Raw genomic sequence first — 5,493 nt, 5'->3', positions numbered from 1 at the left:
CAGCCAGAGCATGCGACGGCTGGAAGATGATCTCGGTATCGCACTGGTCAGCGTTCTACCCGGAGCGTGAGCCTAACCGAAGCAGGCGTTCGGCTAAGGGCGCAGTTAACCGAGCCGTTCACGGCGATTGCATCTGCATTGGAAGAAGTGGTGGATGATGGCCCCCACGAGGATTATTAAGAGTGGCGGTTACTTCAATCGCCGAGCGATTTCTCTCAGGCCCACTGGTCGCCACTTTTGTCGAGGCATACCCCAGCATCACGTTGGACGTGACCGTCACCGATGAGGAATTCGATATCATTGGCGCGGGGTTTGATGCCGGAGTGCGCTTGGGAGAAGTGATTGAGCAAGACATGGTGGCCGTTCCGCTGTCTGGGCCACAACGCCAAGTCGTCGTGGTGTCTCCCCGTTATTTACAACGGCGTGGCACGCCGGTGGAACCTTTCGAACTGCTGAACCATCGTTGCATTGGCTGGCGACCCGCACCGAGCGTCGTACCTTACCGCTGGGAGTTCGCGGAGAAGGGGGAGAGTTCGATGTAGGTGTCAATCCACACATCACGACCAACGATATGTTGCTCATGATCAGAACAGCGCTTGCAGGGGGAGGTATTACCATTGGTATGGAGGAGACATTTCTCCCATGGCTAGAAAGTGGTGAGCTAGTGTCGTTGTTGCAGAAGTACTTGCAGCCTTTTCCCGGTTTTTATCTATACTTTCCAAATCGACGTAACCAACCACCTAAATTGCGGGCTTTGATAGCCCACGTACGTGCCTATCGTGAGGCGATGGGGATTTTGTGATTTTTATACACTGCATCGAACTGCAATTGATGCTCACCAAGCCAGAGCACCATTGGCGCTGAAAAAGCCACCAGTGGGGCCACTATCTTCAAGAAGCGCCAGTTGGACGGGAACAGCTGCAGCTTCTTCGACACTTTGGAAACCCTGGTGTCCATTCAGATCCGTTGCGGTGAATCCCGGATCGGCGGAATTGACCAGAATCAGTGGGGCGGATCAATGCCCCTGAGGCTACTTTTCATGAACTGCGCAAGGTCTTGAAGCGCATCCGCTATCTGGCCGACCTGATGTCAGAGACCCCCAAACCTTTTGTCTGAATTGAAGCGTCGTCAGCGTCTGCTCGGCCACTTTCAAGATTTGTGCACTCGACAAGTCTGGTGAACTGCGTAAGGAGGTAATCGGGGTGGAACCTCTGACCAACACTATCGCCTAGCCTTGCCAGCGGCAGATCGTCAATATATGATTCGTATATAAAGTGTATTCGTTTCATATATTGGGTAGTGTTATGGGGATCGTTAAAATCAATGATCAGTTGCATGAAGAAATCCGCAAAGCAAGTACGGTAATGGTGCGCTCTATCAATGCGCAGGCGGAGTACTGGATAAAAATTGGCATGCTCGCTGAGGCCAATCCCAGCATGACTTTCTCGGAAATTATGCGTGAGCAAATGTCGCAAGCCGATGTTGACTTAAGGAAGGTGATCGGTGGCTGAGGTCGTGTTGAAAAGTAAAGAAGAACTGAGCGTAATGCGGGAAGCCGGGCGGTTACTCGCCTTAGTTTTTCAGCAACTCGACAAGCAAATAGTGCCCGGCATCTCCACCATGGATATTAATAATTGGGTCGAGCGTTATATCGTTGATGAATTAAAGGCTCGCCCGGCCAGTAAGGGGCAATATGATTATCAGTACGTGCTAAATGCGTCAGTCAATCATGTGGTGTGCCACGGCATTCCATCTGAAACCAAAAAGCTAACGTCCGGCGATATCGTTAATGTCGATATTACCCTTGAGAAAGACGGTTTTATTGCCGATTCCAGCAAGATGTACCTAATCGGTGAGGTCAATCCCTTTGCAAAACGGCTGGTCAATAAAACCTACGAAGCCATGTGGCAAGGCATAAAAGCGGTTAAGCCCGGCGCCACTTTAGGTGATGTGGGTTATGCGATTAAGCAACACGCCGAACAACATGGCTACTCTGTTGTTCGTGAGTATTGCGGCCACGGTATTGGACGAGACATGCACGAAGAACCACAGGTGCTGCATTATGGGCAAAAAGGTAGAGGTTTGGTTTTGAAAGAAGGGATGGTTTTTACTATCGAGCCCATGATTAATCAGGGAACAGCCAAAATAAAAACCAAGCGTGATGGCTGGACGGTGGTGACCAGTGACAGGAGATTGTCAGCTCAATGGGAGCATACGATTGCCGTCACATCTTTCGGTTTCGAAGTCCTGACACTTCGGGAAGAAGAGCGTCTTCCAGCTGACTTCAATCAATCTAGCGAGGATGAGTGGGGCATTAAGCTGTCATAGTCGGGTGTCTAATTAGCTGACGATAGTTGTTTAAAGCTAAAAAACCGAAAGGTAGCAGCAGCGGTGTGGCTTCTAATGTGAATGAGTCACTTACTTCAGTTTCCTGCGGAACCAAGAAACTCCTGCTGGCTGCGCTGGAGCTTGGCGGTAGCTGGCTTGAAACGGCCCGCTTTTTTGATCAGCTACCGTCAGGGGTGGATGGAGAAAGAGAGCAAGGCACTGAATTCTCCAAACCTGCGGGTAGCCGATGCACTTAACTTTGCCGATCAGCCTGGAAGACGCCGGTAATGCTGAGGCGATGGTCTTCTCGGAATTGTTGAGGGCGTTTGTTGGCGGATGCACTCCATGACAGCACGGAATGAGTGTTGTCGATGAGGTATTATCGGAAAGCCCGATAGATATTATTGAGCCTGAGTATTTGCGTTTTCTGGAGTTTGCCGTGCCAAGTAAGAAGGGCGAAAGTGAGCGGTTTTAGCAGACGGCTAATGGGCTGGTTCGACAGTGAGCGTTATTTTGTTAAATAGCGCCTGCAACTCCCTCACCAAAGCATCAACGTCACGTATTGCATCAGCAACCGATTTTGCCAAAACTTCCCCGCCAATTTCCTGACCTTCGATTGCGATGTAGTGAACACGAGTGATGCCAATAAACGCCAACGCAGTAGCTAGGTGTGGTTCCAAGTAGTTCATGTGGGACATTTCTTCACCAGGCGCCATATTTACGCCACCTCTAGCCGTGAGCACTACGGCATGCCTTTCTCTGTCTGTGAGCTTTGGTATGTAAGGGTCTATGGGGTTGGAGTCATCGAACTCCACTGTTCGGCCAGCGCGCACTACTTGGTCGATCCACGCCTTAAGGGCGGCAGGCATTCCGAAGTTATAAAGAGGCGTTCCTATCACCAGAATATCCGCTGCAATCAACTCATCAACCAGTTGATTGCTTTCTGCAAGCGTGTCCTTCATCCAGGGCTCTAGACTCACCTCGGGTGTGAAAGCAGATGCAATCCAGTCGTGGTTAATCAAAGTAGGCGGGTTTTGACCTATATCTCGGTAGGTAACGGTGTCTTGCGGACGATTAGACTGCCATTGGGTTATAAACTGTTGAGTGAGATTACGACTGTGGGAACCATGTTTGTCTTTTCCAGCAATACCGGGACGGGCGCTGGCGTCTAGTTGCAGAATATGTGGCATGGTAGCCTCCTATTTAGAGTTGAACTCATCTATGATTAACGACATGCTTAGCGTAGACCGAGCCTATTAGCTGGGACAAACGATCTTTTCTTACTGTTATAGATGAGTGAAACTCATTCATGAGCTATCGCCGCTTACCTTCGCTTTCTGCACTACGCGCTTTTGAAGCCGCTGCCCGTCATGAAAGTGCCAAGCTGGCGGCGCAGGAATTGTCCGTTACCGCCACTGCGATTAGTCACCAGGTTCGGGGACTTGAGGAGGCGCTAGGCGTCACCCTATTTTTACGTAAACCCCGACAGTTGGCGCTGACACCTCAGGGACATGAGCTACTGCAGGTGCTTGAGACTGCGTTTGATAGCATTAGCCATGTTGTCGAGCGGCTAAGTGCTGTACCTCTTCGCCATACCGTAACTCTCTCCACGACGCCGGCCGTTGCAGTGCGCTGGTTGCTGCCCTGGGTATGCATGCTCCGCGACTCTCATCCGGGTATTGATCTACGAATTCATGCTTCTCATGAGCCGGTAGCATTGGACGGGTTAACGGCAGATATTGCCATTCGATATGGCGATGGACGCTGGCCAGGGCTAGTGGCTGAGAAACTGTTTGATAACACCTTCATGCCTACCTGCAGTCCTCAGCTTGGTTTGCATGATGTAAACCAGCTTACGTCACACTCACTGATTCACTTTCACCCGCAGGAATCCGTGGCTGCACCCATAAACTGGGCTTTATGGCAAAAGCGAGCAAAGGTACCTGAGTTGGATGTGAATGCAGGGTTAGTATTTTCTGATGAGACTCACGCCATTGCAGCCGCCACTGGTAGTCAGGGGGTAGCGCTGATGAGCCGCCAGTTAATCGCAGACGAATTGCGAGAAGGGCGTTTAGTACAGCCTTTTGGACCAGTGTTGGAGGGTAAGCCATTCTTTCTGGTTTACCCGCAAATCAGTCAGCATAACCCGTTGATAATTGCTATCCGGGATTGGGTGATGTCGGTGCCGGGTGGGCTTAGTAAGTTATCGAGCTGACCGATAATCTACCGGTGTGGGTCACTATACAGGAGGGTGGTACGTTTTTTTTACACTCTTTTTCTTTAACGCTAACGCGCCTACGCCTACGGCAGTTTATCTACTGACAATGTCCATTCCCACCGTTAACGTGACATATTGGATACCGCTGTGAAGGTGCCCTTATAACGGCTCGGATCACTGATAGTGACGGGATCATTGAACTCTGTTGGTGTGCCCCTACGTGCATCTTGGCGAAGAGTTCTTATGTCGCGCGCAGGGGGAGCGCCAAACAGCCGAGAATATTCTCGACTGAACTGTGACAGACTCTCATAGCCCACCGATAAAGCGACGGCTGTGACACCACCAGGTTCAGTGAAGAGCATTCTGCGAGCTTCATATAGTCTGATCTGCTTTTGATACTGAAGAGGCGACAATCTAACCGTCGCCTTGAAGCGTCGATGAAAAGCTGAAGGGCTCATATTCGCTGTTGCCGCCAGCTCCTCAACGCGGAATGTCGTTGCGTAATTTTGGCGAATCCATGTGATAGCACGCCTGATTTGGAAAAAACGATCATCGATACCTGCTATTTGTCTTAGCACCGCACCTTGTGGGCCGCGCAGCATTCGATACAGGATCTCACGTTCGATGAGAGGAGCGATTAAGGCGATATCATCCGGATGACCGGTAAGGCGGACCAGCCTGTACCAAGCATCAGCAAGATCGTCGCTCACTCGGTCAATGCAGAAACCTCGCGTCTCCAGCATGCGCAAAGGACTATCACTTTTGCACAAAATCTCTGTGACTAACGCTCGGTCGAGAGATAGGCGCAACGCCAGATAGGGAGTGGACGGACTCGATTCTAAGACTTCCCCAACCACGGGCAGCTCGACGGATGTAATAAAGCTTTGTCCTGCCTGATAGTTGACGACTTGATCTCCGATGACAATCCTCTTGCTCCCTTGCAGGAT

7 protein-coding genes are annotated in these 5,493 nt (G+C 50.7%); 5 read left to right on the top strand and 2 right to left on the bottom strand.

Annotation, left to right across the window (positions count from 1 at the left end):
• Positions 1-182 precede the first annotated feature (182 nt).
• The 4 genes from HVA01_RS17545 to map all read left to right on the top strand — a co-directional run bounded on the left by HVA01_RS17545 (position 183) and on the right by map (position 2,328).
• Positions 183-542 carry a LysR substrate-binding domain-containing protein gene (locus tag HVA01_RS17545; RefSeq protein ID WP_246129706.1) on the top strand — a complete coding sequence of 120 codons (360 nt, stop codon included), beginning with the start codon at positions 183-185 and terminating at the stop codon, positions 540-542.
• 29 nt (positions 543-571) lie between these two features.
• Entirely contained in the window at positions 572-802 is a 231-nt protein-coding gene (locus tag HVA01_RS17895) for a LysR substrate-binding domain-containing protein (RefSeq protein WP_218031580.1), read from the top strand.
• Between the two features lie 502 nt (positions 803-1,304).
• Positions 1,305-1,511 carry a ParD-like family protein gene (locus tag HVA01_RS17235; protein ID WP_146876681.1) on the top strand — a complete coding sequence of 69 codons (207 nt, stop codon included), beginning with the start codon at positions 1,305-1,307 and terminating at the stop codon, positions 1,509-1,511.
• Positions 1,504-2,328: a type I methionyl aminopeptidase gene (gene map / locus HVA01_RS17230; protein WP_146876679.1), complete on the top strand. Its 825-nt coding sequence runs from the start codon at positions 1,504-1,506 to the stop codon at positions 2,326-2,328. Before HVA01_RS17235 ends, map begins: the two co-directional genes overlap by 8 nt.
• Before the next feature lie 482 nt (positions 2,329-2,810).
• Here map and HVA01_RS17225 read toward each other — a convergent pair whose 3' ends face one another.
• Positions 2,811-3,518 (bottom strand): FMN-dependent NADH-azoreductase, encoded by a 708-nt coding sequence (locus HVA01_RS17225; protein ID WP_146876678.1) that lies wholly within the window; start codon positions 3,516-3,518, stop codon positions 2,811-2,813.
• Between the two features lie 119 nt (positions 3,519-3,637).
• Here HVA01_RS17225 and HVA01_RS17220 point away from each other — a divergent pair, with 119 nt between their 5' ends.
• A complete protein-coding gene (locus HVA01_RS17220; RefSeq protein WP_146876676.1) occupies positions 3,638-4,543 on the top strand; it encodes a LysR substrate-binding domain-containing protein in 906 nt (301 codons plus the stop codon).
• Between the two features lie 125 nt (positions 4,544-4,668).
• Here the strand turns inward: HVA01_RS17220 and HVA01_RS17215 are convergent.
• The coding region (locus HVA01_RS17215) for an AraC family transcriptional regulator (protein ID WP_146876674.1) at positions 4,669-5,493 on the bottom strand (825 nt) is incomplete at its 5' end.

The sequence above is a fragment of the Halovibrio variabilis genome (genome assembly GCF_007991175.1).
GTDB lineage: Bacteria > Pseudomonadota > Gammaproteobacteria > Pseudomonadales > Halomonadaceae > Vreelandella > Vreelandella variabilis.
Note: the sequence above shows the minus strand (reverse complement) of the source record. Positions and strands in the feature narration are given on the sequence as shown.

Bases quoted from the DNA above. Each gene is read 5' to 3' on its own strand.
- HVA01_RS17235 (WP_146876681.1), top strand. From the start codon at position 1,305: ATGGGGATCGTTAAAATCAATGATCAGTTGCATGAAGAAATCCGCAAA.
- HVA01_RS17895 (WP_218031580.1), top strand. From the start codon at position 572: ATGTTGCTCATGATCAGAACAGCGCTTGCAGGGGGAGGTATTACCATT.
- HVA01_RS17220 (WP_146876676.1), top strand. From the start codon at position 3,638: ATGAGCTATCGCCGCTTACCTTCGCTTTCTGCACTACGCGCTTTTGAA.
- HVA01_RS17225 (WP_146876678.1), bottom strand. From the start codon at position 3,518: ATGCCACATATTCTGCAACTAGACGCCAGCGCCCGTCCCGGTATTGCT.